Consider the following 24,017-nt stretch of genomic DNA (forward strand, 5'->3'; position numbering starts at 1 on the left):
CGGATCTTGCCTGGCCCGCGCCGCCCGGCACCGCACCTCGCCGCGCTGCCGGGGCACCCGAGTACGTCCAGTACGCGGGAGCCCCGGCAGCACGGCGAGGCACGGCACCGGACGACGCGGGCCTGACCGGCAAGATCCGGAAGAGACGGCCTAGCCCCGTCCGGGCCATGGCAGGCTGACCCCGTGAACGAGGCACCGCACGACCCCGCTCCCAGGAAACCCGCACCCGGGACACCCGCACCCAGGACACCCCTCTACCTGAAGGTCGCCGGAGACCTGCGGACCGCCATCACCGCCGGCGAGTACGGATCCGGCGCGCGGCTGCCCGCCGAGGACGAGCTCGCCCGCCGCTACGGGGTCTCCCGGGGTACGGTGCGCCAGGCCCTCTCCGCCCTGCGCACCGACGGGCTGATCACCTCGCGGCGCGGCACCCGCCGGGTCGTCCTCGGCGGCGGCGCGGGGGAGGCCGGGGGAGTCGCGGAGCTCCGCAGCTTCACCCGGTGGGCCCGCTCGCTCGGCGAGCAGCCCGGCGGGCGGACCGAGACCGTGGTCCGGGGCGAGGCGGACGCCGAGGAGGCGGAACAGCTGCGCATCGAGGCGGGCGGCCCCGTGTACCGCGTGCTCCGGCTGCGCACCCTGTCCGGTACCCCCGTGATGGTGGAACGCACGACGTACCCGGAGCCGGTCGGCGCCCTGGTCGCGGACATGCCGCCGGACACGGTCTCGTACTCCGAGCAACTCGCGCGGCACGGAGTCCTCTTCGCCGACGCCCACCACACCATCGACATCGCGGCGGCCGACGCGGACGACGCACGCCTGCTGGGCTGCCCGCAGGGCGGGGCCCTGCTGCGCGAGCGCCGCCGCTCCACCGACCCCGCCGGCACCCCGGTGGAGTGGTCCCAGGACCGCTACCTGCCGGGGACGGTGTCCTTCACCGTGCACACCACCGCCACCAGCGCACTGGGCCGCCAGCTCGGCTCCTGATCAGGAGTCGTCGAGAGCTCGGCGGCGTCAGGTGCGTGTGGTGAACGGTGCCGCGCCGGCCCACTCCCAGAAGGCCTCGCCCGCGTCGACCGAGGACTCCATCGCAGTGAAGAGGCCGGCGGGCTCGGTGTCCGGCGGAACGTCGACGGCGACGAAGCGGTCGCCGTTCCACTCGCTCAGGAGTCCCGCCCGACGGATCTCGGCCCTGATCCGGTCTGCCGCCCTCTTGAGGTCGTCGGCCGGTACATCGGGGACGAACATCATCGGCAGTGCCCGATGCCCGGACCGCTCGACCAGTTCGCCGACATAGTCGTCGTCCGTCAGCAGCACGGTGTCGCCGAGGGCGAGCCCGTAGGTGAGGAACGGGATGCAGGCGACCTCGTAGGTCCCGTCGGCGACGGCGTGGAGCCAGAGCTGTTCGACCTGTCCGTCCAGGCCGAAGCCGGCCAAGTCGACCCGGGCGATGTGATTGCTCGCGGAGCGGCCGACCGGGTCGTCGTGAACGATGAACCTCATGACGTCATCTCCCTGGGGGCTCCGGTGGCCTGCCATGATGCCGCGGCCGATCGACGAGACCTCCGCCGGGGTCCTCCGACGCGGTGGGTCACGGGCGGCGAAGCCCGTCCGGCCGGACGGGATCGCATGCAGGCACGGGCACTGCCTCGGCCGAGGGTGCCGTCACCGCGGTCAACGGGCCTGAGCCTCCTTGATCAGCAGCCCTTCCAGCAGCGGCCGGAAGTGGTCGAAGCCGGGGGTGGTCAGCTCGGGGTCCTTGGCCTGCTCGTCCCAGCGGCGTACCGCCACCGCGTCGGCCGACCCCGGGAGCGCCTCGAAGGCCCGGGCCTGCTCGACGGTCATCGGGCCGCCCTGGACGCGCAGGGTGTGCACGGAGGCCTCGGAGAGGAGGTCGAAGTAGCCCGGCTCGGCCGTGCAGAGGTAGCGCTTGGCGGCCACGTGCAGCCGGACCGGCTCGGTCACCTCCGGGCCGAACCACCGGGCCAGCCAGTCGGCCCCGGTGTGGCTGTGCCGTTGTCCCGCCCCTCCTCCATCAGATCGCGGCCGGTCACGGTTCCGTGGAAGTGCCCGACGTCGTGCAGCAGCGCGGCCGCCACCAGGTGCGGGGGCGCCCCGGCGGCCTCGGCGAGGGCCCCGGCCTGGAGCATGTGCCCGGCCTGGGTGACGGCCTCGCCGAAGTACTCGGCGCTGCCCTCGCCCTCGAAGAGGCGGGCCAGCGCGTCGATGGCGCCGGTGGTGTCAGTGGATTCGGCGGGGTGCTGGGCGTTCACGCGGGGGCTCCTTCGCGGCGCAGTACGGCAAGGGTGGAGAGCAGCCCGTCGAGATCGGCGTACGCCCCCTGGAGGTGGCGTCCGCCCGATTCGGCGAAGGCGGTACGGGCGTGCAGCAGGCGGGTGTTGTCGAAGACCAGGCAGTCCCCGGGCGCGAGCCGGAAGTCCAGCCGGAGCTCCGGCCGTTCCAGCAGCTCGCCGAAGCGCCGGTAGGCCGCGTAGAACTCCTCCAGTACGCCGGCCGGCTGGTGCAGCGTGGAGATCGAGCGGTTGTTGAAGCGGACCTCGCGGATCCGCCCGAGCGGGTCCACGCCGATCAGCGGCCGGTGGGCCCGCAGTTCGCAGTGCGCGTCGGAGAAGGCGAACTCGACCGGCACCCGGGTCAGCACCTCGAAGGCCTCCGGTTCCCGCTCGCGCAGCAGCGCGGCGGCGTGGAAGCCGTCGACCAGCCCGGAGTCGCCGCCCCGGGCCTCGTTGCGCAGGCAGTGCAGCAGCTGGAGGGTCGGTACGGGATCCCGGTAGGGGTTGTCGGTGTGCGGGGTGATCAACGCACCGGTGAAGGCGAGGTTGTTGGGGTCGGCCTCCACGCGGACCTCGAAGAGCTCCCCGTAATTGGTCTCGCGGACGAAGCCGAAGGTCCGGGCCACGTCCAGCACCATCCGGTCCCGGCACGGAACCTCCCGCAGGAGGGCGAAGCCCAGCCGGACCACGCTGCCGAGAACCCGCTCGCGGACCTCGCGGGAGCTGATGTACGCGTCCCAGCCGGCCTGCGGGACCCTCCCGTCCAGGTCCGCCGCCGCCCACAACTCCTTGTCCGCCTCGGTCCGCCCGTCCCCGGCCGCGCGGTACGCGGCTCCGTCCGGGCCGTGCGCCTCGAGCCACCGGGCCGGGTACAGGGAGCGGTGGCCGTCCGGCTGCCACACCACCTCCCAGCCGGGCCCGCCGTCGGGGGCGGGCGCTTCGCGCACCGAAGCCACGGCCAGGCCGGCGGGGAGTTCGGTGATCTGGAACAGCTTCTGGCCGGTGCGCGGGTCGCGGCACTCGGCGCAGGGACAGTTGTCGCGCAGCCAGGGCGCGGGCGGGCGGGTGATCGCCGGTACGGACATCGTGGCTCCTGCCGTGCTGGGAAAGTTGTATGTACAACTCTGGGCCGTCCGTCGCAGCGTGGCAGGAACAGGTGACCGGCGGGTGGCGCCCAGATGGCCGGAACCGGATCGCGGCGCCGGCCGTCTGAGACCGGGGCGGCGGACGGGCCCGCGGTCGATGGAGCGAGGAGCGTGGGGGAGACGGTGGGGACGGCGGAGATGAGGACCGGCGGGGTGGGATCGACCCGGGCGGGGTCGGCCAGGGTGCGGGCGGCCCTCTGGATCCGGCGCAGGATCGGACTCCTGCTGTTCGCGCTGCTCGCGACCCAGGTGGGGGCCCTCGTCAGCCCGGCGCACGCCTGCGGCTGCGGGGCGATGGTCCCCGACGGCACCTCGCGGATCGGTGTCTCCCGGGAGGCCTCCGTGGTCCGGTGGGACGGTAGGACCGAGCAGGTGGCCATGCGGTTCACGGTCGGCGGCGACGCCGAGCGGGCCGCCTGGATCATGCCGGTGCCGGGACGGGCCTCGGTGCGCCTCGGCGACGCCGCGCTCTTCTCCCGCCTGGTGGACCTGACCGGACCCGAGTACCGCACCCGCGGCTACTTCTGGCCGCGCCCCGGGGACTGGCCCCGCGGCTCCGGCCGGGGGGACACGGCCGGAGCGGCCCCGCCCGGCAGCGGCGAGGGGCGGGTCGGCGTCATCGGCCAGGAGCGGCTCGGTGACTTCGACGTGGCCCGCCTGACCGCGACGGACCCCGAGGCGCTGGGCGACTGGCTCGAGGCCAACGGCTTCGAGCTCCCCGACCGCCTCTCCGCCGAGCTCAAGCCGTACGTGGACCAGCGCTGGGAGTACGTCGCCGTACGCCTCGCCCCGCGGGAGCCGGGAGCCACCCTGCGCGGCACCCTGGACCCGCTCCTGATCCGCTTCGAGAGCGACCGGCTTGTCTACCCGATGCGGCTGTCGCGGCTGGCCTCGACCGCCCAGTCCCTGGGCCTGTACGTCCTGGCGGAGCACCGCATGGAACCCGTCTCCGCGATCGGCGGCGACGCGCCCGAAGTGACCTTCGCCGGACGGGTCACCCCGACGGGGCCGGTCGCCGAATTCGCGGGTGCGGAGCCGGTGTTCCTGACGGCGATCGACCAGAGCTTCCCGGTGCCGTCCCGGATCGACGGCGATCACGAACTGCGCGCCGCCGGGGCGGACGCCCCGTACCGCCGGGTCGTGTACACGGACGAACTGCTCACGGCCGGCGGCGTCCCGGTCTGGATCCTGGCGCTCGGGGGCGCGCTCGCGGTGGCGGCCCTGGCGGCGGTCCTGACCGCGCTCCGGCTGCGCGGCGGCCGGCCGGCCGCCGCGCCGGGGAGTCCGCACGCGTAAGGGGCGCGGCTCCTGATGTCAGCGGGCGGGGGATTCCGCCTCCTCCGCCCGTCGCCGGGTGCGCGCACGCTCCGCGCCCCGCCAGGCCTCCCTGGCGAGCGCCGGGGCGCAGATCCACCAGGCGACCAGTCCGGCCCCGAGCCCGGCCGCGGCCCCGGCGGCGGTGTCGCTGAGCCAGTGCGCGTGCAGCCAGGTGCGGCTCCACATCATCGCCAGGACGAACACCGCGCCGCCGGTCCACCAGGCCCGGCGCCGGGCGGCGGGGACGAGGATCGCGCCGGCGATGACGACGAGGAGCGCCGCACCGGCGGCGTGTCCGGAGGGGAAGGAGCCGTGGTCGACCCGGACCAGCGGGTTCTCCGGGCGCGGCCGGTCCACCAGGTGCTTGAGGCCCTGTACGACCAGCATGTTTCCGGCCATGTAGACGGTGAAGAGGAACCCCGCCGACACCCAGCGCCGCCGGACGAGCAGGAAGACCAGCAGGGCGAGCGGGACGACCGCGCCCACCGGGCCCCCGAACCAGTTCAGCAGCGTGGCGACCACCGAGGGGAACCCGTCGTGCGGCCCGCCCATCCAGGTCAGCCAGCGGTCGTCGAGCCCCTGGAAGGGCGGCTGCGTGACGTCCTTGCGCACGACGAGCGCGAGCGCGGCGGCGGAGCCGAGCAGCGCGGTTCCGAGGACGAGGGTGCCGGTGGTGCGCTTGCTGCCGGGGTCCGTCGCGGACGCGGGTGCGCCGGCTTCGAGGGGTGGGGCGACGGGGGTCGTGGACATGGCTGTGCTGCCTCTCGCGGCGGGACGGAAAAGAGGGGGACGAGGGGTACGAGGGGGTGTGCGGGCAGGGGTGTGGCCGAGATGTGGCCGATCGGCGTGGCCACATCTCGTGCTTACACGTGTAATCAGGGAATGTAGCCATGCCCTCCCCCCACCACAAGCCCCTTGCCCCCGGCGGCCCGGCCGCCCGCCGGCTCAGTTCCGCGCGCCGGCCCCCGGCCGGATGATCGTGATCCCGGATCCCGGCGCCGTGCCCATCGCAGCCAGCGCGTCCGGCGCCCCCTCCAGCGGGATCGTGGAGGTGACCAGCAGGTCCGGCCGGAGAGCCCCGGAACGGACCAGCTCCATCATCGGCGGGTAGGCGTGCGCAGCCATCCCGTGGCTGCCGAGGACCTCCAGCTCCCAACCGATGACCCGCTCCATCGGCAGTGCCACCGCCCCGCGCGCCGCCGGCAGCAGCCCGACCTGTACGTGCCGACCGCGCCGGCGGAGCCCCGCCACCGACGCCGCCGCCGTGACGGCGGAGCCCAGCGCGTCGAGCGACAGGTGCGCACCGCCGCCCGTCAGCTCCCGCACGGCCCCGGCCGCGTCGCCCTGCCCCGGATCCACGCCGTGCGCGGCTCCGAAGGCCCGCGCCAGCTCCAGCGCCGCCGGCGCGGTGTCCACGGCCACCACCCGGGCTCCCGCCGCCACCGCGATCATCACGGCGGACAGCCCCACCCCGCCGCAGCCGTGCACGGCGACCCACTCGCCCGGAGCCACCCGGCCCTGCGCGACGACGGCCCGGAAGGCCGTCGCGAACCGGCAGCCCAGCCCGGCGGCGGTGTCGTACGAGAGCTCCTCGGGCACCGCCACCAGGTTCACATCGGCGTGCTCCAGGGCCACGTACTCGGCGAAGGACCCCCAGTGCGTGAATCCCGGCTGCGTCTGCCGGGCGCAGACCTGGTGCTGCCCGGCGGCGCATTCGGCGCAGCTTCCGCAGGCGCAGACGAACGGCACCGTCACCCGGTCCCCGGTCCGCCAGTTGGCGACTCCCGGGCCCACCGCCTCGACCACACCGGCCAGTTCGTGGCCGGGCACGTGCGGGAGCGTGATGTCCGGATCGTGCCCCATCCACCCGTGCCAGTCGCTGCGGCACAGCCCCGTCGCCTCGACCCGTACGACCACCCCGCCGGCGGCCGGCGCCGGATCGGCCACGTTCCGGACCTCGCCGGGTTCCCCGTACCGCTCGAACACCACCGCGCGCACGCCGACCGCCTCCACTCGCCTGTTCCGTCCGGCCCGGGCTCCCCTTGTCCGTCCCGGGGCCGGATGCGAAGCTGCGGGGACGACCACCACACACCATCAGGGGGACCCCATGACCCGCAAGCGCGCCGCGGCCGTCGCCGTTTCCGTCCTGCTCGCCCTCACCTTCACCGCCCTCGGCGCGAGCGCGTCGGCGTACGCGGCCGCGGGCGACAAGAAGGTCGAGGTCATCAAGTAGCCGGCCGCCGGCTTTCCCCGGTCTCCGGCTGCCCCAGGGCCTGTCGCCGAACGACAGGCCCTATGACGGCTTGGCGGAGGACCAGGCCGTGACGGTCACCTTGTCGTCGCAGAAGGCGAACACCCCGTCGTCCATGGCGATCTGGTGCTTCCCGGCGCCGAGCACGCCGATGACGACGGTCGGGTAGCTGCCCGGGGTCGCGCCGGACGCGCAGTAGCCGTCCGCCTCGCCCTGGACCTGGACGAAGGTGAGCTTGGTCCACGCCCGGGCACCCGGGGCCAGCATCACGTTGGTCGCGGCGGGGCCGGTGTGGGTGGTGGCCAGCGGCTTGTTCTTCTCCGGCGAGCCGTTGCCCGCCGCCGCCACCGTCGGGTACCCGTACACCTTGCAGGGTGACGCGGAGGTGTTGGTGACGGAGATGACGGCGGCCCCGGTCCCGGTGCCCGGCGGGCGGACGTCGGCCTGGTGTCCCTCGGACATCTTGATGTCGCCGACGGCGCAGGGCTTCTGCGTCCCGCCGCCCCCGGTCGTCCCGCCCTTGTCGCCGTCGGTGGGGGTGGGCTCGGCGGGCCGCGAGGACGTGGCCGGTGCGGACGTGGCCGGTGCCGACGGGGCCGGTACGGACGCGGTCGGCGCCGACGGGGCGGCGGCCCCGCCGTCCCCGTCGCCGGTCGGCGTACAGCCCGTCATCAGGGCCGCGGCCGCCAGGGCCGTCGCCAGAGCCGCCACGGTCCGGCCGATGCCTGCTGCTGTGTACTGCATGGGGTGCTCCCCGAGGTTCACGGCCGGTCCCGCACCGGCACTCGCGTGCGGGAACACGGCCCGCCGACCCGAGCAGGTTCCCGCCGCACGCCGCTGTGGCGGTTCCGTGACGCGCCCATGACGAACGCCGGTCACCCCGGAGCCGGTGGGGACGATGCAGCTCTCAGGAGGCCGGCCCGGTGCGGAGCCGCCGCACGTCCCGCACGAGCGTGTACGAAGCACTGAGGAAGATCAGGGCTCCGGCCACGAGCCAGAGGACCGACTCCCCGGACCGGTAGTCACGAACGGCGAGGGCGAGCAGCATCACGCTGACGAGGAAGCCGAAGGCCGAGATCAGAGCACTGATGCGGTGAGTCACACGGACATCATCAACGACGACCCCGGCCGGCGGAAGTGATGCGGCCTAGCCCTTGGCGCGGCTCAGGGTCAGGGCCGCCAGGGCTTCGGGGGCGCCCGGCTGGTCGCGGATGCCGGGGAAGGCGTTCACGTCCACGATCAGGGGGGAACCGTCGGCCGTGGCGATGATGTCCACGCCGTAGACGTCCAGGGAGTAGAGCTCGCCGACCCGGCGGGTCAGGTCGGCCCAGCCCTCCGGGAGCCGGGGCAGGGGAAGGGTCGGGCCGCGGCCCTCCGGGGAGAGCTCCGATCGGCGCAGGGCCGCGAAGACGCGGTCCCCGATCGCCCAGAGCTTGTGGTCCCAGCCGCTGTTCGGGGCGAAGTCCTGCACCACCACCGGCTCGTCGGGCCAGTCGCGGGCCAGCTGTCCCAGGCGCACGGGGTCGTCGACCCGGGCCACGAGGTCCTCGCGGCGGCTGTGGCGGCTCTTGACGACGACGGGGGAGCCGAGCGACACCCCGGCCGCCCACGGCGCCAGCGCGCCGACGGTACGGGTTCCCGCGAACGGCAGCCCGGCCCGGACCGCCAGCTCCGCCATCAGGGTGCGGTCCTGGCAGAGCGCGGTCGCCGCGGCGGAGTTGACCACCGGCGCCCCGAGCCGCTCCAGGCGCCGGGCCAGCTCCAGCCCGGGCGGGGTGTGTGCCTTGAGCAGGTACACGTCGGCCGGAGTCCCGCGGGGCGCCTGCGGATCCCCGTCCGGTGAGCCGGGATCCAGCAGTTCCACCCCGTGCCCGGCGGACCGCAGGAGTCCGGCCACCGCGGAGAGCAGCGGATGCCCGGGCTTGTCCGTGATCAGGCCGACCCTCATACGGCCTCTCCCGTGGCGGCGGCCGGGATGACGGCAGGAGTGCCGGCCGGGGCGGCGGCAGGGTCGGCACCCGTGGGGACGGTCGCGACGGGGGCGGCCACCGTGGCCGCGGTGGTCTGGAGGGGGATCGACACGGGCGGTCCGGCCGTCGGGCGCCGGAGGGCGGGCCCGGCTCCGGCCCCGGGCCGCGAACCGGTGCCCCGCGCGAGGTCCAGTACCGCGCGGGCCACCCGGTCCACCGCGTCCGGGACCTGACGGAAGCTCGGGAAGTCGTTCACGTCCACGACCACCGGCCCGTCGGGGCCCAGCAGGATGTCCACCCCGTACAGGTCGAGCCCGTACACCTCGCCGACCCGCGCGCCGATCTCCGCGATCTCCGCGGACAGCGGGACCAGGCGCTCCGGTACGGAGGCGTCCGGGTGCAGGGGGGAGCGGCGCTCGGTGGCGAACAGCTCCCCGCCGACCGCGTACACCTTGAGGTCGGTGCCCGGGTTGGGGACATAGGGCTGGGCGACGAGCATGCCCTCGCCGGCCAGTGCGGGGAGCATCGCGGCGAGCCGCTCCGGCGAGGAGACCAGGTGCACGGCCCGGCCGGAGCTGCCGTCGGCGGGTTTGACGACGAGCGGGTACTCGGACGCCGGGATCTGCGCCAGCAGCTCCGGCCGGGCCGCCGCGTAGGTCGGCGGCAGTGGCAGTCCCCGGCCGCGCCCGAGGGCGGCGGCCAGCGCCTTGTCCCGGACGCCCCGGATCGCGCGGGCGTCGTTGACGGTGGTCGCCCCGGCCGCGGCGGCGGCTTCGAGAAGGGTCAGCCCGGGCCCGCCGGACACCGTCTTGAGGACCCATGCGTCATGGGCGCCGGCGTCCACCGCCTCGCCCATGCGCAGCAGCGAACCGCCGGGCCGCAGCACTTCCACCCGGTGGCCCCAGGCCTTCAGCCGGCCGACCACCTCGTTCGGCATGCCGTCGTGGCGGTAGTGCTCCTCCACCAGGAAGCAGAGCCTCATGGACCTTCCCCATATTCCCCGGACGTCCGCCGATCCCGTCCGGCGAGTTGTGACGTCACAGGATGTCATGGCCGCAATGTGACGATCGGTCCGGCTGCGGAGGGAGGCGTGCGCCGGGCGGAGCGATTCTTCTTTTCTTCAAAAGGTCACAGAAGGCCTCTTACCGGTCGAGGTTGACTGGAAAACTTGTCAGAGGCTGCCCAAAACGATCAACAACTCTCCTATAGTGATGCCTCGTTGCCAGGAACCTTCTCCTCCATTTACGCCCGGTATGAGGCTTTGATTGATGACGGCGTCGCCCTCCCCCCTTCGCCCCTCCGCGCTGGCCCTGCTGATCACCGCAGTGGCCGGTGGCGCGCTCACCACGGCGGCGGTGGCCGCGGCCCCGGCGTCCATCGCCACCGCCCTCGGGTGGTTCTCCGGCGCGGGCGTCATGCTGCTCGCGGTGTCGGCCTTCGCCGTGACCTGGAGCACGCGCACCGCCCGGATCCAGCGCGCCCGGATCTCCGGCCTGAGCTCCGAACTGGCCGCCAGTGACGGGCACATCGCCCGGCTCATCAGCGACGCCACCCGTGACGCCGCCGCGTACACCGCCGAACGCGCCCGCCTCACCGGCGAGCACACCGCCGTACTGGAGCGGCTGACGGCCGACCACGCCGCCGAGCTGGAACACCTGGCGGCCGCGCACTCCGCCGAGCTCGACGGACTGGCCGCCGCCCAGAACGCCTCCCGCGAGCGGCTCGGCGGAGAGCTGCGCCGCGCCGAGTCGGGCCGGGCCGCCGCCATGGCCGCGGCCGCCAACGCCGCCGGACGGATGCAGGCCCTGGCGACGGGGATGCTCGCCGACCTGCGCGACATGGAGCACCGGCACGCCGACGAGGACGTCCTCGGAGACCTGCTCCACCTCGACCACCGCACCGCCCAGGCCGGCCGGCTCGCCGACTCCATCGCCGTGCTCACCGGGGCCCGTTCGGGCCGCCGCTGGGCGAAGCCGATCGTCATGGAGTCGATCCTGCGCGGCGCCATGGGCCGCATCGGCGGCTACCAGCGGGTCAGGCTCCACTCCACCAGCGACGCCGCCGTCGCCGGACACGCGGCCGAGGGCGTCATGCACGCGCTCGCCGAACTCCTCGACAACGCGGCCAACTTCTCCCCGCCGACCGCCGAAGTCCACGTCTACGTGGAGGAGGTGCCGTCCGGGATCGTCATCACCGTCGAGGACAGCGGCCTCGTCATGAGCGAGGTCCAGCTCCGCCGTGCCGAACAGGCCGTCACCGCCGCCTCCCTGGACCTGGCCGGACTTTCCGGGACCCGGCTCGGCCTCGCCGTCGTCGGCCGGCTCGCCCGCAAGCACGGACTGACCGTCTCCTTCCGGCCCTCCGCCCGCGGCGGTACGGGCGCCCTGATGATGCTCCCGCAGGAGCTGATCAGCCGCACGCCCGCCGAAGCCCCCGCCGCGCCGCTCGCCGTGCCGGCGCAGCCGTCCGCCCCGGCCGCGCCGCGGACTCCCGCCGCCCCCGCAGCTCCCGCCGGGGCCGGGCCCGAGCCCGAGGCCGTCCACGACACCGCCGCCGGCCGGGACGACGCCGTCCGCGCGCAGGACCGTACGTCCGTGGACCGCGGGACCGGCGCCCCGGGCGAACCGGGCACCGGGGCGGCGGACTCCGCCTCGTCCGACACCGGCGAACACCCGCACTTCGGCGACAGCGGCCTGCCCCAGCGCCGCCGCGGCCGGACCATGGCGGCGGCCCACCCCGAGGGCACCGACGGCCCGGGCGGCGTTCCCCGTACCGCCCCGGCCACGGACACCGCCGCAGCCGCCGCGCCCGGCGGGGCCTCCCGGTCGGCCACCCGCTTCGGCAGCTTCCGCCAGGCCGTCCGCGGCGCCGCGGGCCAGGGCACCGCGGGACCGGGCGCCCCCGGTGCGGAACAGCAGCCCGCGCACACCCCAGACTCGGAAGGCAACACGCGATCATGACCGGCTTCACCACCGACGAGACGCTCAACTGGCTCCTGGAAGGCCTGCTGGAGCGCACACCGGGGGCCCGCCACGCCCTCGTGCTCTCCCGCGACGGCCTCAAGCTGTGCCGTACGCCCGAGCTCTCCGTCGACCAGGCCGACCAGCTCGCCGCGATCGCCGCCGGCATCCAGAGCCTGTCCCACGGGGCGTCCATCGAGTTCGGCGACGGCACGGGCGGAGTCCGCTCGGCCATGACCGAGTTCTACGGCGGGATCCTGTTCATCGTCGAGGCGGGCGAGGGGGCGCACCTCGCGCTCGTCGCGGGCGAGGACGCCGACGCCGGACTCGTCGGCCACAACATGTCCGAACTGGTCGAGCAGCTCGGCGAACACCTCATCGCCAGGCCCCGGGGATGAGCCGGCCCCGGCCGGGCCGGGACGACTCACCGGACCGGCTCTACACCCTCACCGGTGGCCGCAGCCGCTCCGGCTCCGACGTGTTCGACCTGGTCACCCTGGTCGTCGCCGAAAGCGGTCCGGTGCCGGGCATGCAGTCCGAGCACGCGGCGATCCTGCGGATGTGCCAGTTCCCGACGGCCGTCGTGGAGATCGCGGCCGAGCTCGGACTGCCGGTCTCGATCGTACGGATCCTGCTGGCCGACCTGCTCGCCACCGGACGGATCCGCGCCCGGCACCCCCGTACGGCGAACTCCGCGTACAGCTTCACCGACCCCGACATCCTGGAGCAGGTGCTCGTTGCACTCCGCAATCTCTGACCGCCAGGCACTGCGCAGCACGGCCGACAACGGGCTGAAGATCGTCATCGTGGGCGGCTTCGGCGTCGGCAAGACCACGATGGTCCGCTCGGTCAGCGAGATCCGCCCGCTGAACACCGAAGAGACCATGACCAAGGCCGGCGAGGCCGTGGACGACACCGACGGGATCGCCGCGAAGAGCGCCACCACCGTGGCCTTCGACTTCGGGCGCATCACCCTGGACGCCCGCAACGTGCTCTACCTGTTCGGCGCCCCCGGCCAGGAGCGGTTCTGGTTCCTGTGGGACCGGCTCTTCTCCGGCACTCTCGGCGCCGTCGTCCTCGTCGACACCCGGCGCCTGGCGGACTCCTGGTACGCCATCGACCGGCTCGAGCACCACGGCACGCCCTTCGTCGTGGCCTGCAACGACTTCGGCGGCCCCGCGCACACCCCGGAGCAGATCCGCGCCGCCCTGGACCTGCCGGACGCCGTTCCGCTGGTGTTCTGCGACGCCCGCTCCCGGGAGTCCAGCAAGCAGGTCCTGATCTCCCTCGTCCAGCACCTCCAGCACCTCCAGACGGCCGTACCGGCCGGCACCCGTCCGAGCGCCCCGCCGAGCCCCCTGTCCCAGACCCCGGAGCCCACCCCGTGACCTGCCCCGCCGCCCCCGAGCACCAGCCCGTCTACCTCGGCGGCCCCCGGTTCCAGACCGACCCCGCCGAGCTGTACCGCGAGATGCGCCGCGACCACGGCGCCGTCGCCCCGGTCGTCCTCGACGGAGACGTACCGGCCTGGCTGGTCCTCGGCTACCGCGAACTGCACCAGGTCACCAGCGACCCCGTGCTCTTCTCCCGGGACTCCGAGCTGTGGAACCAGTGGGACCGCATCCCCGCCGACTGGCCGCTGCTCCCGATGATCGGCCGCCGCCAGCCGTCGATCCTCTACACCGTCGGCGAACGCCACCGCGAGCGGGCCGCCGTCATCTCCGAGGCCCTCGAAGCCGTCGACCCCTTCGAACTCAAGGGGCACGCCGAGCGGTTCGCCGACGAACTGATCGACGGCCTGTGCGGCAAGGGCTCCTGCGACATCGTCGGGGAGTACGCCATGCTGCTCCCGCTGCGCGTCCTGGCCCGGCTCTACGGCTTCTCCGACGGGCAGGGCCCCGGCCTCGTCCACGCCATGAACGAGATGATCAACGGCCGTGAGGGCGCCCTGGAGGGCCAGCGCCACCTCGCCGAGTCGATGTTCGCGCTGCTCTCCGCGAAACTCTCCGAGCCCGGACCCGACGTGGTCTCCCGGATGCTCGCCAACCGGACCGGCTTCACCGTGGAAGAGGTCGCCCAGGACCTGATGGTCATGATGGCCGCGGGCCACCAGCCCACCGCCGACTGGATCGGCAACTCCCTGCGCCTCATGCTCACCGACGACCGCTTCGCCGCCTCCCTCGCGGGCGGCCGGCACAGCGTCGGCGAGGCCATGAACGAGGTCCTGTGGGAGGACACCCCCACCCAGAACGTGGCCGGCCGCTGGACCTCCCGCGACACCCACCTGGGCGGACAGCGCATCGCCGCCGGCGACCTCGTCCTGCTCGGCATCGGCGCCGCCAACGCGGACCCGCACGTGCGCACCGACGCCGGAGAGCTGACCGGCGGCAACAACGCCTTCTTCTCCTTCGGGCACGGCGAACACCGCTGCCCCTTCCCCGCCCAGGAGGTCGCCGAGGTCATCGCGCGCACCGGCATCGAGGTGCTCCTCGACCGGCTGCCCGACGTGGACCTCGCCGTCCCCGCGGGCGACCTGGCCCGCCGCCCCTCGCCCTGGCTGCGCGGCCTCACCGCCCTTCCCGTGACCTACACCCCGACCCCCGCCCTTGGAGCCACCCGATGACGTGCCCGATCGACCACACCGGCCCCGAGGCCATCGTCCTGGACCCCTTCGTCGCCGACCTCCAGGCCGAGAGCGCCGCGCTGCGCGCCGCCGGCCCGCTGGTACGGGTGGTCCTCCCCGGTGACGTGACCGTGTACGCCGTCACGCACCACGCCGAGGCCCGCAAGCTGCTCACCGACCCCCGGATCGTCAAGGACATCGACGTCTGGGGCGCCTGGCAGCGCGGCGAGATCCCGATGGACTGGCCGCTGATCGGCCTCGCCAACCCGGGCCGCTCCATGCTCACCGTGGACGGCGAGGACCACCGCCGGCTGCGCACCCTGGTCGCGCAGGCCCTGACCGTACGGCGGGTCGAGAAGCTGCGCGCCGGCATCGAGGCGCTCACCACCGGCATGCTGGACAAGCTGGCCGGGCTGCCGGCCGGTGAGACGGTGGACCTCAAGGCGCAGTTCGCGTACCCGCTGCCGATGAACGTCATCAGCGACCTGATGGGCGTGGACGCCGAGGAACACCCGCGGCTGAAGGCCCTGTTCGAGAAGTTCTTCTCCACGCAGACGCTGCCCGAGGAGGTGCCGCAGATGATGGCGGACCTCGGCGCGCTGTTCTCCCGCATCGTCGAGTCCAAGCGCGAGAACCCCGGCGACGACCTCACCAGCGCCCTCATCGAGGCCTCGGAGGACGGCGACCACCTCACCACCGAGGAGATCACCAACACCCTCCAGCTGATCGTCGCCGCCGGCCACGAGACCACGATCAGCCTGATCGTCAACGCGGTCGTCGCCCTGGAGACCCACCCCGAGCAGCGCGACCTCGTGCTCAAGGGTGAGGTCTCCTGGGAGAACGTCATCGAGGAGACCCTGCGCTGGTCCAGCCCCACCTCGCACGTCCTGATCCGCTTCGCCACCGAGGACGTGGAGGTCGGTGACCGGATCCTGCCCAAGGGCGAGGGCCTGATCGTCGCCTTCGGCGCGCTCGGCCGCGACGAGGCCCAGTTCGGCGAGACGGCGGGGGAGTTCGACGCCGCCCGCACCCCGAACCGGCACATCTCCTTCGGCCACGGCCCCCACGTCTGCCCCGGCGCGGCCCTCTCCCGCCTGGAGGCCCTGGTTGCCCTCCCGGCCCTCTACGCCCGCTTCCCGAACCTCACGCTGGCGGTGGCCCCGAGCGAGCTCCGCAACAAGCCGATCCTCACCCAGAACGACCTGTTCGACCTCCCGGTCCGCCTGGCCTGAGGTGCGCTGCCCCGCCCCCTCCGCTGAACAGGGGTCGGGGCAGCGGCTTTTAATCGGATGTGCTGATCGGCCGCGGTTGTTAGGTTCTGTGTGTGCCGAAGCTGAATCAGATCATCGCAGTCGAAAAGGGCGTCAAGTCCAAGGCCCTCCAGGAGCTCACCCAGGCTCACCAGGACGTGCAGAAGCCCGCCCTGCTGGCCGGAATCTCCCGGACCTACCAGCCCAAGGACGAGGAGGGCGAGCAGCTCCCGCCCGAGTCCACCCGGGTCCAGATCAAGGCCGAGGACGCCCTGCGGGCGACCGCCTCGACCCTCACCCGGCTCTTCGACGTGACCGCGACGAAGGACTGGGCGAACCGGTCCGCGGTCGCGGACGTGGTGGTCGACGGCACGGTCCTGCTGCCCCAGGTGCCCGTCCCGTACCTGCTCTTCCTGGAGAAGCAGCTCACCGACCTGCACACCTTCGTGCGCAAGCTGCCGGTGCTCGACGCCTCCGAGTCGTGGAGCCTGGACCCCTCGACGGACGCGTGGAAGACGGACGCGGTGCGGACCATCCGCACCAAGAAGGTCCCGCGCAACCACGTCAAGGCCGAGGCCACGGAGAAGCACCCGGCGCAGGTCGAGGTGTACTACGAGGACGTGGCGGTCGGCTACTGGACCACCGTGAAGTTCTCCGGCGCGCTGCCCGCCCGGCGGGTCAACGAGCTCCTCGACCGGGTCGAGAAGCTCCAGCAGTCGGTCAAGTTCGCCCGTGAGGAGGCGAACAACACCGAGGTCACCGACCAGCGGATCGGCGACGCGGTATTCGGCTACCTCTTCAGGTAGCCCCCACATTCGCCCCCCGTCGCGAGCGGGGGGTGCGCGATGAGCGCAAGCTGAAACTGATGTTGAAGCTGATCATGGGGTGTCAGTTGGGGGTTCGAATCCCTCCCCCCGCACACGTGCGGGGGTGGCCCAAGCCCGGTAGAGGCGGCCCCGTAAATCTCAGATTCTCGCTCCAGTCTCAGTATTCGCCGCCGAACACCGGATCGACCGAGCGTGGGCGAACATCGACGGATGGGGGTTCAAGTCCCTCCGGCGCCTCTCTCGTGGCGCTGTAGTTCAAAGGCAGAACACGTCGATCTCAAGATGACCCGCGGCTCTTAAACGCCGCCGGTGTGCGCAATTGGGTGGCAAGCTGGAGCCCGGGAGCTGGACATGCTCCCGGGCTCCGTCACGTTCGCCGACCCGCCGTCACGCGGGCATCGGAACCGAGACGAACTCCGTGCCCGACTCGTTCTCGACCAGGATCTCCCGGACGTCCGCCGGGTCCACCGCCGCCGAGCCGTCCAGGGCTGCGCCCTTGCCCTCGCCGTGTTCCGCGGTGCCCACCACCCAGCCGCCCGCCGTGGTGCGCGTACCGTCCCGGGAGACGACGACGATCCGGCAGCGCTCGCCCGCCGGGATCCCCGTCACCGCGGCGTGCACCCGCACCCACTTGGCCGCGGGCGTCATCTGTACGGTCATCCGCGCGCCCGTGCCGGAGTCCGTCGCGGAGGCCACCTTGGTCCCCGCCACCGGCGGCGACGGCTCCGCCGAGACCGTGGGGAGCGGCCGGGCCTCGACCTCGACGCCCTCGCCGCCCAGCTGCGTGCCGGCCCAGAAGACGGCGGTCAGCGAGGCCGCCACCGCCAGTCCCGTGAGCGCGGTCCGGCGCCGGCGCGCGCCCTGGACCTCCTGGCGCATCTGGCGCAGGGTGCGCTGGAGCAGCAGGTCGCCGCCCTGCGGCGGACCGTCGAGGAACGCCTCGGGGGGCACCTCGCCCAGCGCCGCCTCCATCTCGCGCAAGGCCGTCACCTCCTGACGGCACTGCACGCAGCCGTCCACGTGTTCCTCGACCCGGCGGACCTCGGCGTCGTCCAGGACGCCGAGAACGTACGGGCCGAGCAGTTCCTCCTCGTGCCGCTGCCCGTTCATGCCACCACCTCCTGCAGTCCGCCGGGCCGCGGAGACGGGCCGCCCGTGCGTGTGCTGTCCCCGAAGACTTCTCTGAGCGCCTTGAGCGCGTAGTGCGACCGCGATTTCACCGTGCCGGCCGGGATGCCGAGGGTGTCCGCCGCCTCCGCGACGCTCTGCTGCCGGTAGTACAACTCCGTCAGCACGTCCCTGTGTTCCGGCGACAGCCGGTCCAGTGCGCCCAGGACGGTCATCGTGTCCACGACCGCGTCGGCGTGGTCCGCCTCCACCGGCGGCCGGGCCGGCGATCCGGAGACCTCCGGCGGGCGGGCCGCCTTCGCCCGGTACCGGTCGGTGATGATGTTGCGGGCCACCGTGAGCAGCCAGCCGCGCACCGAGCCCTTCCCGTTCACCAGGACCTCGGAGTGCCGCCAGGCCCTGATCAGGGTCTCCTGGACGATGTCCTCGGCCGCCGCCCGGTCCCCGGTCAGCCGGGTCGCGTACGCGAGCAGGGCGTGGCCGTGCTCCTCGTACACGGACTTGATCAGTGCCTCGTCGGTCGAGCCCCGCCGAGTGCGGGGCCACAGTGGTCCGGCCATCTCACCCTCTCCCTCGCTTACGTGGTGCGGTCACAACACGCCGCGCGCGAGCGGCCGGTTCACGTGACCTGCGTCACGCGCGGGCCGAGGTGCGCGGAACCCGTTGCGAGGGCCGTTCATGTGCGGCAGTCGCGGCCCTGGTTGAGGCAGTCCACGATCTCGTCCATCCGCGCGTCCGTCATCACATTCACGAACATCCCGTGGTCCGTCCTGGGACTGTGCCGCTGCTCGGGGAAGGAGTCGAGGGCGAGGGGCGCCCCCGCGGGGACCTCGTAGGCGAGGGAGATCCGCAGGCGCGGCACGGGGAAGGTGTCCTGGGGGCAGACCCCGTTCGCGGCCGGGAAGCGCAGGTGGGCGCGGTGTCCGGGAGCGGTGGTGTCCAGGCCGTTCCAGCAGCTGGGGAAGGTGAGCGTACGGGTGAGGCGTTCGCCCTCCGGGCAGCGCGGATAGCGGGTGGTGGACCGGTCGGGGGAGCCCGAGCAGCCCCAGCTCGCCCGCACGTCCTGGTCGGAGTCCGCGGTGAGGGCCACCGCGTCACCGGTCAGCGCGCGCAGGAACCGGGGCATCGCCACCACCTTGCTCACCGGACTGCCGAGGAACTCCACCGACACCGCCGCCTCCGGCAGGATCGCGCCCGCGTTGCCGTGGCCGGCGAACTTCTCGTGCGGCCGCTCTCCCGGCCGGTCGGTGCGGCGCAGCACCGGCCAGTAGTACGTGGAACGGTCCCCGCCCGCGCAGCTGGTGGCGGCCGCCTCCAGGGAGGCATCGGTGGAGACGGCGTCCGTGGACAGGTTCCCCACGTAGGCGTGCGTGTGGTGGGCGCCGGAGCGCAGGCCCGGGGAGACGACGAGGTTGTCCTCGTTGTAGTGGCCCTCGGCGTTGCGTCCGCAATCCACCGACACCCGGCCCGTGGAGGCCTGCGGACCGGCCGCGGGGGGCTCGGCGGGGCCGGGCGGGACCTCCCGGAAGTCCACGAAGTCGGCGGCCACGGGACCGGCCCCGGCCGCATGCGGTCCGCCCGCGCGCGCGGCCCCCAGTACGGCGGCGGTCAGCCCGGCGCCCAGCACCAGGCAGATCAGCAGCGTGAGCAGTCGGCGTTCGTTCCCCATGCGGGTCACGGTTGCCGCCCGCCACCGCCCGCGTCAACCGGGCGTCCGTGCTGCGGTCGCCGCCCCCGTTCGGCTGTTCATACGGCAGGGCAGCCTTCCCGCGGCCCGTTCAGGCCAGGAGTGCCGCGTCGAGCTCGATCACCTCCGCGGGCCCCGCCCGGAACGCGGGACTCGCTGCGTCCGCTTCGATCATGTGCGGGGTGGCGTCGTGCGCGGCGAGGGCCGTCCGCGAGGACCACTCCTCGATGAGGGCGAACCGGTCCGGATCGCCGCTGACCCGGTGCATGTCGTAGCGCAGGCAGCCCTCCTCGGCCCGTACGAGCGGTGCGAGGCGCTCGTAGGCCTCGATCTGCTCGCGGCCGCGGCCGGGGAGGGTGGTGATGAGGATCAGGAGTCGAACGGTCGATGGCATGGGACGCAGCCTAGATCGACAGCACCGGCGGGCGGAAAGGGATTTCCGCCTGCCGGACCCGGCATGGCCGGTCCGGTCCTTGCCCGGGACCGGCGGACGGCGCCAGAGTGGCCGGGTATGACACCCGAACGCCTCCTGCAGGCCCTCGCCCGCACCCGCGCCTCCCTCGACGGCTCCGAGGTCACCCTGTGGTGGACCGGCGACGTCCACTCCTGGGCTCCCGGCGAGCCCTACCGGCGCCTCTTCGGATTCGAAGGCGTCAACGTGGCCCGGCTGGTGGAGGACGAGGCGCCGGGGACCCACCAGCTCCTCACCCGCGAGGCCGCGTTCTACCTGGACCCGGTCACCCGCGAGATCCTGGAGACCTGGGAGGACAAGCCGGTCGTCCACGTCTGGAACGACCCCGCGAACCAGAGGTGGCGCCCCTTCCCGGTCCCCATGACCGAACTGGGGGACCAGGTCTGCTTCAGCCTGGAGATCCCGCTCGCCTACCCCTCCCCGCTGCCCGTCGCGCAGTACCCGGCGAACTCGGCCGACGACACCTACCGGGCCCTGGAGCTCTTCCAGTTCTTCGCCCCCGCCTCGGTCCTCGACACCGAAGCGCCCAGCGTCCCGTCCTCCGTGTCCTGGACCCGGATGTCCCCCTGGCTCCCGTGGATGGAGCAGGGGCAGCGCCCCGGCGGTCTCGTCTTCCACTGCCGGGGCCGCAAACTCGGCTCCTACGCGGAGGTCCCGGAGCGGACCCGCGCGTACATCGCCGCCCACCACCCGGAGTTCGCGCACGCTCCCGAGAAGTGGACGGAGCCGAACGAGACCAGCTGGACGTACTTCCGCCGGCTCAACCCGCCGATGGACCGGCCGACCGACCCGCCGACCGGCTGAGCCGGGGGATTCAGCGCTCAGTCCCCGGCAGCGAACCGGTCGAGCGCCCCGAGCACGTGGTCGAGGGTGGTCGGGCCACCGGTGTGGCCCGCCTCCTCCACCACGGTCAATTCCGCGCCGGGCCAGGCACGGGCCAGTTCCCAGGCCGTGTCGAGGGGGCTGCCCATGTCGAGCCGGCCGTGGATCAGGACGCCCGGGATCCCGGCCAGCCGGTGTGCCCCGCGCAGCAGCTCGCCCTCCTCCAGCCACGCACCGTGCGAGAAGTAGTGCGAGCAGATGCGGACCAGGGCGAGCCGGGCGGCCGGCGGCCGGCCGGTGTACGGCGCCGGGCCGCCCTTCGTCTCCCCGGACAGCACCGCGTCCTCCCAGGCGCACCAGTCCGCCGTGGCCTTCGCCCGCACCTCCTCGTCGGGATCGGCCGCCAGCCGCGCGTAGGCCCCGACGAGGTCGCCTTCGCGTCCCGCGCCCCCGGATCCGGCGACGAAGCGTTCCCACTGCTCGGGGAAGTACCGGCCGACCCCGCGGTACAGCCAGTCGATCTCCGAGCGCCGGGTGGTGGTGACGGCCGGGATGACGATCTCGGAGACCCGCTCGGGGTACCGCTCGGCGTAGGCCAGGATCAGGGTGGAGCCCCACGAGCCGCCGTACAGCAGCCAGCGGCCGATGCCGAGGTGCTCGCGCAGCCGCTCCATGTCGGCGAGCAGGTGTCCGGTGGTGTTGTGCCGCATGTCGGTCGCCGGATCGCTCGCGTGCGGGGTGCTGCGGCCGCAGCCGCGCTGGTCGAACAGGACCACCCGGTAGCGTGCCGGATCGAAGAGCCGGCGGGCCCTCTCGGTGCACCCCGACCCGGGGCCGCCGTGGACCACGAGCGCGGGCTTCCCGTCCGGATTGCCGCATGTCTCCCAGTAGACGGCGTTGCCGTCGCCGACGTCGAGCATCCCCTTGGCGTAGGGCTCGACGGGCGGGTGGAGCTCGCCCACGTCCGGACCTCCTCGTCCTCCCCGTGCCGGACGGCCGCTTGCCGGCGGTCCGCCGGGGTCCGGCCACCCTAAGGGGGCCCCGGCAGGGTCCGGACAAGGGTTTTCCCCGTATCGCGTTCATCCCCGCTTTGCCTACTGTCTGCCCACCGGCGATCCTCCCCGTCCGAACAGCCCCCGCGCCCACCCCACATGGCGTGAAGCTGGAGGGTCGGACCGTCGCCGGTGCCACCGTTGCCCAGCCCCGACGCTGCGGCGGGCGACGACGTGGTGTGCAGCAGCGGTGGCCGGGCGGGCTTGACCAGCCCGTTCCGGCCCCGCGGCCGCCGGTCAACCTCCCACACTGCACCAACCGGCCGCCCCGGCGCGTTCCGCGGCGGCCCGCGAAAGGGAACACCGTGCACGCATCCAGTCGACGCAGGCTCATAACCGTGGTGGCGATGTCCGTCACCCTGCTCGCCGGCACCGCCACCACCTCCCTGGCGCTGACCGCCGCGGACCCCGCCCCCGCCGCGCGGACCATCCCCGCCGCCGGCGCCCCCGCCGCCGCGGCCCCCGCCGAGAACCTCATCGTCGGGTACAAGTCCTCGGCCGCCGAGGCCGGTTCCAACGACGCGGCCGCCGCTGACGTGGCCGCCAAGGGCAAGAAGGCCTCGAAGAAGGCCACCTTCGAGCGCCGCCTCGGCACCGGAGCGGCCCTCGTCACCCTCGGCGCCCCGGCCGACGCGGCGGCCGTCATGGCCCAGTTCCGCGCCGACCCCGACGTCGCCTACGTCGAGCCCGACTCCCGCGCCTACGCCCTCGCCGTCACCCCCAACGACACCGAGTACGCGAAGCAGTGGGACCTCTTCGAGCCCACCGCCGGCATGAACGTCCCGCCCGCCTGGGACACGACCACCGGCTCGGGCGTCACCGTGGCCGTGATCGACACCGGCTACGTCGCCCACTCCGACCTCGCCGCCAACGTGGTCGCGGGCTACGACTTCATCTCCAGCTCCACCGCCGCCCGCGACGGCAACGGCCGCGACAACAACGCCGCCGACCAGGGTGACTGGACCGCGGCCGGCGAGTGCGGCGTCGGCTCCAAGGCCAGTGACTCCTCCTGGCACGGCACCCACGTCGCCGGCACCATCGCCGCCGCCACGAGCAACTCCAAGGGCGTCGCCGGCATCGCGTACGGCGCGAAGATCCAGCCCGTCCGCGTGCTCGGCAAGTGCGGCGGTGCCACCTCGGACATCGTCGACGCCATCACCTGGGCCTCCGGCGGCACCGTCTCGGGCGTCCCGGCCAACGCCACCCCGGCCAAGGTCATCAACATGAGCCTCGGCGGCTCGGGTGCCTGCACCGCCACGTACCAGAACGCCATCAACGCCGCCGTCGGCCGCGGCACGACCGTCGTCGTCGCCGCCGGCAACAGCAACTCCGACGCGGCCGGCTTCTCGCCCGCCAGCTGCAACAACGTGATCAACGTCGCCGCCAGCAACCGCACCGGCGACCGCTCGTTCTACTCGAACTACGGCGCGATCATCGACGTCGCCGCCCCGGGTGGTGAGACCCGCCGCGCCACCGACACGCCCGGCACCATCACCACGCCCGAGAACGGCATCTGGTCCACCCTGAACACCGGCGCCACCACCCCCGGCGCCGAGAACTACGAGCCCTACCAGGGCACCAGCATGGCCGCCCCGCACGTCGCGGGCCTCGCCGCCCTGCTGAAGTCGGCGAACTCCGCGCTGACCCCGGCCCAGATCGAGTCCGCGATCAAGACGAACGCCCGCCCGCTGGCCGGCACCTGCACCGGCGGCTGCGGCACCGGCCTCGCCGACGCCGGCGCGACCGTGGCGGCCGTGACCTCGACCCCGCCCACCCCGGGCTTCGAGAACACCACGGACTTCGCGATCGGCGACAACACCACCGTGGAGAGCCCGGTCACCGTCACCGGTGTCACCGGCAACGCCCCGGCGGCCCTCAAGGTCGGCGTGAACATCGTCCACACCTACATCGGTGACCTGAAGGTCGACCTGGTCGCCCCCGACGGCACCGTCTACACGGTCCACAACCGGACCGGCGGCAGCGCCGACAACATCAACCAGGTCTACACCGTCAACGCCTCCTCCGAGGTCGCGAACGGCACCTGGAAGCTCCGCGTCAACGACAACGCGGGCGGCGACACCGGCAAGATCGACTCCTGGAACCTGACCTTCTGAGTCCGGCCCCTGAGTCCGCCCCCTGAGTCCGGCCTACCGGGCCGGATCCCCACTCCGGACCAACTGGGCCTGACGGGGCGATAGTACGGACCAACAGCCCGCCCGGCC

Annotated in this window: 27 protein-coding genes and 1 pseudogene; 13 read left to right on the forward strand and 15 right to left on the reverse strand. The window is 73.5% G+C overall.

The genetic code is table 11. From position 1 onward, the window contains the following. The first annotated feature begins 183 nt into the window (after positions 1-183). Complete coding sequence (locus tag NLX94_RS23260; RefSeq protein ID WP_254384953.1) at positions 184-984, forward strand: GntR family transcriptional regulator; 801 nt, start codon at positions 184-186, stop codon at positions 982-984. 27 nt (positions 985-1,011) lie between these two features. Here the strand turns inward: NLX94_RS23260 and NLX94_RS23265 are convergent, their stop codons facing one another. The 4 genes from NLX94_RS23265 to NLX94_RS23280 form a co-directional block, all read right to left on the reverse strand. Next, entirely contained in the window at positions 1,012-1,500 is a 489-nt protein-coding gene (locus NLX94_RS23265; protein WP_254384954.1) for a DUF4265 domain-containing protein, read from the reverse strand. A 171-nt stretch (positions 1,501-1,671) separates the two neighbouring features. Then, on the reverse strand, positions 1,672-1,962 hold the full coding sequence (locus NLX94_RS23270) for a hypothetical protein (protein ID WP_254384955.1): 291 nt from the start codon (positions 1,960-1,962) through the stop codon (positions 1,672-1,674). Next, positions 1,959-2,270 (reverse strand): hypothetical protein, encoded by a 312-nt coding sequence (locus NLX94_RS23275; protein WP_254384956.1) that lies wholly within the window; start codon positions 2,268-2,270, stop codon positions 1,959-1,961. Before NLX94_RS23275 ends, NLX94_RS23270 begins: the two co-directional genes overlap by 4 nt. Further along, entirely contained in the window at positions 2,267-3,376 is a 1,110-nt protein-coding gene (locus NLX94_RS23280) for a TauD/TfdA family dioxygenase (RefSeq protein ID WP_254384957.1), read from the reverse strand. The genes NLX94_RS23275 and NLX94_RS23280 overlap by 4 nt, the downstream gene beginning before the upstream one ends. A 171-nt stretch (positions 3,377-3,547) precedes the next feature. Here NLX94_RS23280 and NLX94_RS23285 point away from each other — a divergent pair, with 171 nt between their 5' ends. Continuing rightward, positions 3,548-4,732 carry a DUF2330 domain-containing protein gene (locus NLX94_RS23285; protein WP_254384958.1) on the forward strand — a complete coding sequence of 395 codons (1,185 nt, stop codon included), beginning with the start codon at positions 3,548-3,550 and terminating at the stop codon, positions 4,730-4,732. Between the two features lie 18 nt (positions 4,733-4,750). Here the strand turns inward: NLX94_RS23285 and NLX94_RS23290 are convergent, their stop codons facing one another. Further along, positions 4,751-5,503, reverse strand: a complete 753-nt coding sequence (locus NLX94_RS23290; RefSeq protein ID WP_254384959.1) for a phosphatase PAP2 family protein — start codon at positions 5,501-5,503, stop codon at positions 4,751-4,753. 195 nt (positions 5,504-5,698) lie between these two features. Beyond that, on the reverse strand, positions 5,699-6,751 hold the full coding sequence (locus tag NLX94_RS23295) for a zinc-dependent alcohol dehydrogenase family protein (protein ID WP_254384960.1): 1,053 nt from the start codon (positions 6,749-6,751) through the stop codon (positions 5,699-5,701). 109 nt (positions 6,752-6,860) lie between these two features. On the opposite strand from NLX94_RS23295, the gene NLX94_RS39035 reads away from it, so the two are divergent. Beyond that, on the forward strand, positions 6,861-6,986 hold the full coding sequence (locus NLX94_RS39035; protein WP_302170383.1) for a hypothetical protein: 126 nt from the start codon (positions 6,861-6,863) through the stop codon (positions 6,984-6,986). Positions 6,987-7,046: 60 nt separating this feature from the next. On the opposite strand, the gene NLX94_RS23300 is transcribed toward NLX94_RS39035, so the two are convergent. The 4 genes from NLX94_RS23300 to NLX94_RS23315 form a co-directional block, all read right to left on the reverse strand. Next, positions 7,047-7,748, reverse strand: coding sequence for a DUF4232 domain-containing protein (locus NLX94_RS23300; RefSeq protein ID WP_254384961.1), 702 nt, complete (start codon positions 7,746-7,748; stop codon positions 7,047-7,049). A gap of 163 nt (positions 7,749-7,911) precedes the next feature. Next, a complete protein-coding gene (locus tag NLX94_RS23305) occupies positions 7,912-8,106 on the reverse strand; it encodes a hypothetical protein (RefSeq protein WP_254384962.1) in 195 nt (64 codons plus the stop codon). Positions 8,107-8,151: 45 nt separating this feature from the next. After that, complete coding sequence (locus NLX94_RS23310; RefSeq protein WP_254384963.1) at positions 8,152-8,952, reverse strand: RimK family alpha-L-glutamate ligase; 801 nt, start codon at positions 8,950-8,952, stop codon at positions 8,152-8,154. Then, positions 8,949-9,956 (reverse strand): RimK family alpha-L-glutamate ligase, encoded by a 1,008-nt coding sequence (locus tag NLX94_RS23315; protein WP_254384964.1) that lies wholly within the window; start codon positions 9,954-9,956, stop codon positions 8,949-8,951. Before NLX94_RS23315 ends, NLX94_RS23310 begins: the two co-directional genes overlap by 4 nt. Before the next feature lie 286 nt (positions 9,957-10,242). Between NLX94_RS23315 and NLX94_RS23320 the strand changes: the two genes are divergently transcribed. The 8 genes and pseudogenes from NLX94_RS23320 to NLX94_RS23355 all read left to right on the forward strand — a co-directional run bounded on the left by NLX94_RS23320 (position 10,243) and on the right by NLX94_RS23355 (position 16,726). Continuing rightward, positions 10,243-11,934: a sensor histidine kinase KdpD gene (locus NLX94_RS23320; protein WP_254384965.1), complete on the forward strand. Its 1,692-nt coding sequence runs from the start codon at positions 10,243-10,245 to the stop codon at positions 11,932-11,934. Continuing rightward, on the forward strand, positions 11,931-12,332 hold the full coding sequence (locus tag NLX94_RS23325; RefSeq protein WP_254384966.1) for a roadblock/LC7 domain-containing protein: 402 nt from the start codon (positions 11,931-11,933) through the stop codon (positions 12,330-12,332). The genes NLX94_RS23320 and NLX94_RS23325 overlap by 4 nt, the downstream gene beginning before the upstream one ends. Then, positions 12,329-12,691 carry a DUF742 domain-containing protein gene (locus NLX94_RS23330; RefSeq protein WP_254384967.1) on the forward strand — a complete coding sequence of 121 codons (363 nt, stop codon included), beginning with the start codon at positions 12,329-12,331 and terminating at the stop codon, positions 12,689-12,691. The genes NLX94_RS23325 and NLX94_RS23330 overlap by 4 nt, the downstream gene beginning before the upstream one ends. Beyond that, entirely contained in the window at positions 12,672-13,322 is a 651-nt protein-coding gene (locus NLX94_RS23335; protein WP_254384968.1) for an ATP/GTP-binding protein, read from the forward strand. Before NLX94_RS23330 ends, NLX94_RS23335 begins: the two co-directional genes overlap by 20 nt. After that, positions 13,319-14,557, forward strand: coding sequence for a cytochrome P450 (locus tag NLX94_RS23340; RefSeq protein ID WP_254384969.1), 1,239 nt, complete (start codon positions 13,319-13,321; stop codon positions 14,555-14,557). The genes NLX94_RS23335 and NLX94_RS23340 overlap by 4 nt, the downstream gene beginning before the upstream one ends. After that, a complete protein-coding gene (locus tag NLX94_RS23345) occupies positions 14,554-15,789 on the forward strand; it encodes a cytochrome P450 (RefSeq protein WP_254384970.1) in 1,236 nt (411 codons plus the stop codon). The genes NLX94_RS23340 and NLX94_RS23345 overlap by 4 nt, the downstream gene beginning before the upstream one ends. 92 nt (positions 15,790-15,881) lie before the next feature. After that, positions 15,882-16,613, forward strand: a complete 732-nt coding sequence (locus NLX94_RS23350) for a hypothetical protein (protein WP_254384971.1) — start codon at positions 15,882-15,884, stop codon at positions 16,611-16,613. A 25-nt stretch (positions 16,614-16,638) separates the two neighbouring features. Further along, positions 16,639-16,726 (forward strand): annotated as a pseudogene (locus tag NLX94_RS23355). 295 nt (positions 16,727-17,021) lie between these two features. Here the strand turns inward: NLX94_RS23355 and NLX94_RS23360 are convergent. From NLX94_RS23360 to NLX94_RS23375, 4 genes are all read right to left on the reverse strand, one after another. Next, positions 17,022-17,744, reverse strand: a complete 723-nt coding sequence (locus NLX94_RS23360; RefSeq protein WP_254384972.1) for a zf-HC2 domain-containing protein — start codon at positions 17,742-17,744, stop codon at positions 17,022-17,024. Further along, positions 17,741-18,322, reverse strand: coding sequence for a sigma-70 family RNA polymerase sigma factor (locus NLX94_RS23365; protein WP_254384973.1), 582 nt, complete (start codon positions 18,320-18,322; stop codon positions 17,741-17,743). The genes NLX94_RS23360 and NLX94_RS23365 overlap by 4 nt, the downstream gene beginning before the upstream one ends. A gap of 116 nt (positions 18,323-18,438) precedes the next feature. Continuing rightward, on the reverse strand, positions 18,439-19,431 hold the full coding sequence (locus tag NLX94_RS23370) for a DUF1996 domain-containing protein (RefSeq protein ID WP_254384974.1): 993 nt from the start codon (positions 19,429-19,431) through the stop codon (positions 18,439-18,441). Positions 19,432-19,540: 109 nt separating this feature from the next. Further along, positions 19,541-19,843 (reverse strand): putative quinol monooxygenase, encoded by a 303-nt coding sequence (locus tag NLX94_RS23375; RefSeq protein WP_254384975.1) that lies wholly within the window; start codon positions 19,841-19,843, stop codon positions 19,541-19,543. 117 nt (positions 19,844-19,960) lie between these two features. Here NLX94_RS23375 and NLX94_RS23380 point away from each other — a divergent pair, with 117 nt between their 5' ends. Next, entirely contained in the window at positions 19,961-20,725 is a 765-nt protein-coding gene (locus NLX94_RS23380; protein ID WP_254384976.1) for a DUF1838 family protein, read from the forward strand. A 17-nt stretch (positions 20,726-20,742) separates the two neighbouring features. Here the strand turns inward: NLX94_RS23380 and pip are convergent, their stop codons facing one another. Continuing rightward, positions 20,743-21,705, reverse strand: a complete 963-nt coding sequence (gene pip / locus NLX94_RS23385) for a prolyl aminopeptidase (RefSeq protein WP_308402498.1) — start codon at positions 21,703-21,705, stop codon at positions 20,743-20,745. Positions 21,706-22,142: 437 nt separating this feature from the next. Between pip and NLX94_RS23390 the strand changes: the two genes are divergently transcribed. After that, positions 22,143-23,909 (forward strand): S8 family serine peptidase, encoded by a 1,767-nt coding sequence (locus NLX94_RS23390; protein WP_254384977.1) that lies wholly within the window; start codon positions 22,143-22,145, stop codon positions 23,907-23,909. Positions 23,910-24,017: the final 108 nt, after the last annotated feature.

This window comes from Streptomyces sp. TBY4 (assembly GCF_024213195.1).
Taxonomy (GTDB): domain Bacteria; phylum Actinomycetota; class Actinomycetes; order Streptomycetales; family Streptomycetaceae; genus Streptomyces.

What these genes read in the sequence shown, in the direction of transcription:
- NLX94_RS23265 (WP_254384954.1), bottom strand. Translation starts at nt 1,500, where the DNA reads ATGAGGTTCATCGTTCACGACGACCCGGTCGGCCGCTCCGCGAGCAAT.
- NLX94_RS23280 (WP_254384957.1), bottom strand. Translation starts at nt 3,376, where the DNA reads ATGTCCGTACCGGCGATCACCCGCCCGCCCGCGCCCTGGCTGCGCGAC.
- NLX94_RS23290 (WP_254384959.1), bottom strand. Translation starts at nt 5,503, where the DNA reads ATGTCCACGACCCCCGTCGCCCCACCCCTCGAAGCCGGCGCACCCGCG.
- NLX94_RS39035 (WP_302170383.1), top strand. Translation starts at nt 6,861, where the DNA reads ATGACCCGCAAGCGCGCCGCGGCCGTCGCCGTTTCCGTCCTGCTCGCC.
- NLX94_RS23300 (WP_254384961.1), bottom strand. Translation starts at nt 7,748, where the DNA reads ATGCAGTACACAGCAGCAGGCATCGGCCGGACCGTGGCGGCTCTGGCG.
- NLX94_RS23310 (WP_254384963.1), bottom strand. Translation starts at nt 8,952, where the DNA reads ATGAGGGTCGGCCTGATCACGGACAAGCCCGGGCATCCGCTGCTCTCC.
- NLX94_RS23315 (WP_254384964.1), bottom strand. Translation starts at nt 9,956, where the DNA reads ATGAGGCTCTGCTTCCTGGTGGAGGAGCACTACCGCCACGACGGCATG.
- NLX94_RS23320 (WP_254384965.1), top strand. Translation starts at nt 10,243, where the DNA reads ATGACGGCGTCGCCCTCCCCCCTTCGCCCCTCCGCGCTGGCCCTGCTG.
- NLX94_RS23325 (WP_254384966.1), top strand. Translation starts at nt 11,931, where the DNA reads ATGACCGGCTTCACCACCGACGAGACGCTCAACTGGCTCCTGGAAGGC.
- NLX94_RS23330 (WP_254384967.1), top strand. Translation starts at nt 12,329, where the DNA reads ATGAGCCGGCCCCGGCCGGGCCGGGACGACTCACCGGACCGGCTCTAC.
- NLX94_RS23345 (WP_254384970.1), top strand. Translation starts at nt 14,554, where the DNA reads ATGACGTGCCCGATCGACCACACCGGCCCCGAGGCCATCGTCCTGGAC.
- NLX94_RS23360 (WP_254384972.1), bottom strand. Translation starts at nt 17,744, where the DNA reads ATGAACGGGCAGCGGCACGAGGAGGAACTGCTCGGCCCGTACGTTCTC.
- NLX94_RS23365 (WP_254384973.1), bottom strand. Translation starts at nt 18,322, where the DNA reads ATGGCCGGACCACTGTGGCCCCGCACTCGGCGGGGCTCGACCGACGAG.
- NLX94_RS23370 (WP_254384974.1), bottom strand. Translation starts at nt 19,431, where the DNA reads ATGGGGAACGAACGCCGACTGCTCACGCTGCTGATCTGCCTGGTGCTG.
- NLX94_RS23375 (WP_254384975.1), bottom strand. Translation starts at nt 19,843, where the DNA reads ATGCCATCGACCGTTCGACTCCTGATCCTCATCACCACCCTCCCCGGC.
- NLX94_RS23380 (WP_254384976.1), top strand. Translation starts at nt 19,961, where the DNA reads ATGACACCCGAACGCCTCCTGCAGGCCCTCGCCCGCACCCGCGCCTCC.
- NLX94_RS23390 (WP_254384977.1), top strand. Translation starts at nt 22,143, where the DNA reads ATGTCCGTCACCCTGCTCGCCGGCACCGCCACCACCTCCCTGGCGCTG.